The sequence below is a fragment of the uncultured Methanobrevibacter sp. genome (genome assembly GCF_902771435.1).
In the GTDB taxonomy this organism is placed as follows: domain Archaea; phylum Methanobacteriota; class Methanobacteria; order Methanobacteriales; family Methanobacteriaceae; genus Methanocatella.
In genome coordinates this window covers 1-4,188 of record NZ_CACXXB010000072.1, presented here as the reverse complement: position 1 = coordinate 4,188, position 4,188 = coordinate 1, and the positions used below count along the sequence as shown (strand labels likewise).

At 37.6% G+C, this 4,188-nt stretch carries 2 protein-coding genes; both read left to right on the top strand.

The genetic code is table 11. From position 1 onward, the window contains the following. The first annotated feature begins 383 nt into the window (after positions 1 to 383). Complete coding sequence (locus QZU83_RS10315; RefSeq protein ID WP_295611905.1) at positions 384 to 3,104, top strand: STT3 domain-containing protein; 2,721 nt, start codon at positions 384 to 386, stop codon at positions 3,102 to 3,104. 59 nt (positions 3,105 to 3,163) lie between these two features. Beyond that, the coding region (locus QZU83_RS10310) for a GTP-binding protein (RefSeq protein ID WP_295611904.1) at positions 3,164 to 4,188 on the top strand (1,025 nt) is incomplete at its 3' end.

The following is a 4,188-nucleotide window of genomic DNA, read 5'->3' as shown; positions in this document are numbered from 1 at the left end:
TTGAATTAAAATAAGAAGATTAATAAAAAAAATTAGAAAAAATTCTTAAGTTTATGGGGATATGCACAATACTTAATAATGTTAAGAAATATAAATATATCTTAATAAAAATATTATGTAGTATTTTTTAATATTTTTATCACACACAGGTAATATTTCACAAATTTTCAACAATTTGGGGATAATTACTCGAGTATTTATGTCCTTGATTAGGATTAAAATCGTCTGAACTGCGATGCTGTAAAGATTCCTAAAAAATGATGTTTTTAGGTTTGCCAGTCTCCATTTGTTTTTAAGATGGGGGAAGTTCAATTAATATCGATATTAAATTAAATAAATTTTTACTTTAATTGTTTAATGAATGAATTAAATGAGGATTTTTTATGAATAGAGAAACTATGGTGACAATAGCCAAATCAGTAGTTATCATATTGATTTTGCTGGCTGTTGTCTTTGCATTAAAAGCTCCTGCAGCTGATTTAAATGCAATCCCTGATAGCGCAAGAGGGGATTACGTTGATTCATCTGGTCTTCCTTATTTCAGTGAAATGGATTCATATTATAACTTAAGGCTGACAGAGGATTATGTAGATCATGGCTTTGTAGGAGATGAAAAGATAAATGGTAGCGAGTGGGATATGCATAGGTACGCTCCTACCGGTAATGAGATTAATTACGAATTAGGAATTGTATATGTTACTTCATTTTTACACAGTATCTTTGGAGATCACTCTGTAAGAGAAATAGCATTTTGGACAGGAGCAGTTATCTCTACATTGGCTGTCATTCCGGCATTCATTTTTGCCAGAAGACTGACTAATGATTACGGTGCTATTGTAGCTACAGTAATTATTGTACTTGCTCCGAACTACTTTGCGCACACATTCCCAGGATTTTTCGATACAGATATGTTTTACTACATATGGTCCCTGTTCTTTATATTCTTCTTTGTAGAGACCATAAGGGCAAAGAATATAATATTAAAAGTTTTATTCGCTATATTGTCAATTATTTCAATCGGTCTGTTTTCACAATCATGGACAGGTTATATCTTTTACATAGGTATCATGGGAATATTTTCAGTTGTCTATCTTATCGCATGCTACTTCTTCAATGTCGGTGAGGACAATCAGGATGAATATTCAAGCAAATTGCAGTGGTTCATACATCAGAATGACCTTCTCTCAATTGTGATTTTAGGGGTAATAGGATTTGCAGGTCTTGCTATCTTCCAAGGTATTGAGGGAGTAACTGGAATCTTTGGAAGCTTAACCGGATTGCTTTCCCTGCAATCTGCTTCAAGAACTATTGGAGGATTCCCTAACGTACTTATTTCCGTTGCAGAGATGCAAATGCCAAGCTTACTTGGTAGTGGAATGACTTCTGCATTCTTAGCAAATACTAACGGTGTAGTAAACGGTATGGGTGGTATAGCTATATTGTTCGCCGGTTTAATCGTGTTGTATGTTTTAGTAAACAGAGCTTTAAAATTAAGACAGGCAAAAGTAAAAGCTCCTACATCAACCACTAAAAAACCGCCTAAAGGCAAAAGAACAGCTTCCGCTAAAAAAATCGACAATGACTTCAAATTCAATATTAGTCTTGGTAATTTTGACTTCGGTTCATCAGATGAGCTTTTGGCTTCAAAACGTTTAACCGTATTGTATGCAACCTTATTTGTAGTTTGGGTTGTACTCACAGCACTTGCGGTAAGTAGAGGTTCAAGGTTCATTACCACAATTGTACTTCCATTCGGTCTGATGGCAGGTATCTTTGTCGGATTTGCAACCGACTACATTAAAAATAAATTGAATGATGACAGATGGCTGATTGTAATTGCCGTATTATGCGGTTTCCTTGCAGCAGTTCCATTGGCTCAAATCAATGTGATTTACGGAATTTTACTCTTTGTAGCGATTGTTGCATTCGCTTTAATTACTGTTTACGGTATCAAAAATGCAGCATCCAAAAAAGTTCCGCTCAAAAAATATGTTATTATCATAGCTCTTGTAATTGCACTGATTACACCGTCAATCTGCGGTGCTTATCAGACTTCAGAAACTGTTGTTCCTGGTACAAATGATGCAATGTGGAACGCAATGACTTGGGTACATGACAATACTGCAAACGACACTGTAATCACATCCTGGTGGGACTTCGGTTACCTCTTCGAAATTGCTGCCGACAGGCAAGTAACATTCGATGGGGGTTCTCAGTCAGGTGAACGTGCATTCTGGCTGGGTCAGGCGATGACAACAAGTGATCTGCAGCTGTCTGCAGGTATTTTCAGAATGTTGGATACTACAGGAACCCAAGCAACTGCAGAATTGGTAAACTATACTGGAGATTCAGGTAAAGCAACCGATATTCTTATTGACATTTTACCGAAATCAGCTGGTGATGCTCAAAATGATTTGATAAACAAATATCATTTGACTGCTGATCAGGCTAAGAATGTACTCCAATACACTCACCCTGATAAGGTACGTCCTGTAATATTTGTTGCATCTTCAGATATGCTTTCAAAAGCAGGTTGGTGGTCCTACTTCGGTGCTTGGAACTTCGAAAACCAGACATCTGAAAACTACAACTATTATGTTCCAACTCAGCAAGTCGAAGTAAAACCGGGCACTACCAATAAAATGCCGATACTCAGCGATCAGGGAATGACCGTTAACGCAGTCATTAGCCGTGGAACTGGTAACAACACTACTACCGCTCATACAGAAGCGGTATACACTCAAAATGGAGAGCAAATCATGATCAATGACACTCCATACAACCCATTGAACATTTCACACATTATCGTTGTGGAAAACGGTTACATTACCAAAAACGAATCTGTAGGCAATGTATCCGATGCGAACTTCACAATGTTCCTGATGGGTAATGACAACCAGTACACTCCTATCCTGATACATAAGAATCTGGTCAATTCAATGTTTACCAGACTGTATCTCCTGGGTGGAGCAGGTCAGGACGTATTTGAACCTGTTCACACTGAGCAAGGCGTAATGCTGTTCAACGTAAACTTTGACAAGACAGTTGCCGGCGGTGCCACTGGCAATTCGACCGGTAACGTGACTACAAATTCGACTACTTAGGTTAGGATTTTCCTAATCTAATCTATTTTTTATTTTTTTTGAATTAATATGGTGATGTAATGGGAATTGAAGAGAAGATAAAGGATATTGAAGAAGAAATTCAAAAGACACCATATAACAAAGCTACTTCACACCACATAGGAAAGCTTAAGGCAAAACTTTCCAAACTTAAAGAGGAATCTCTGCAACGTAGTAGTGGGGGATCTAAAGGCCAGGGTTTTCATATAAAGAAATCTGGTGATGCTACTGTTGTACTTGTAGGATTTCCGTCTGTAGGTAAATCTACTCTCTTAAATGAAATTACTAATGCTGAAAGTAAAGTTGGCGCTTATCAATTTACAACACTCGATATTGTTCCAGGCGTAATGGAACATAAAAATGCAAAGATTCAGATTTTCGATATTCCGGGAATAATCACCGGAGCAAGCAGCGGTAAAGGAAGAGGTAAGGAGATTTTATCCGTTGCAAGAACTGCAGATTTGATATTGGTTGTTCTGGATACTTTCAATCCACAGCACATTAATGTCATTCTAAAAGAATTGAGGGCCATTGGAATAAGGCCGAATGAAAGACCTCCTGATGTTACTGTCAAAAGGAAAAAACTTGGAGGGGTCAAGGTTTCATCAACATGCAAACTGACCCACATGGATGAAAAGACAATCAGATCTATTCTAAATGAGTACGGATATATCAATGCGGACGTTCTTTTCAGGGATGATGTGACAATGGATCAATTTATTGACGTACTCGATAGAAATAAATCATATGTTCCGATGATTGTCCTGTTAAATAAGGTGGATCTTGTAGATGAGGCATACATCGAGGAGCTTAAAAAATACATTCCGGAATTCATTCCGATTTCCGCAGATAAAAAGACAAATATCGAAGAGTTGAAGGACACAATATTCGATAACCTTGATTTGGTTCGTGTATATCTAAAACCGCAGGGAAGAAAAGCGGATATGGAAGATCCTCTGGTCATCAAGAAAGGATCTACTGTAATCGATGCATGCAGAAAACTCCACAGGGAATTCGTGAAGAATTTCCGTCATGCCAAAGTCTGGGGAACCTCCGTTAAATTCCC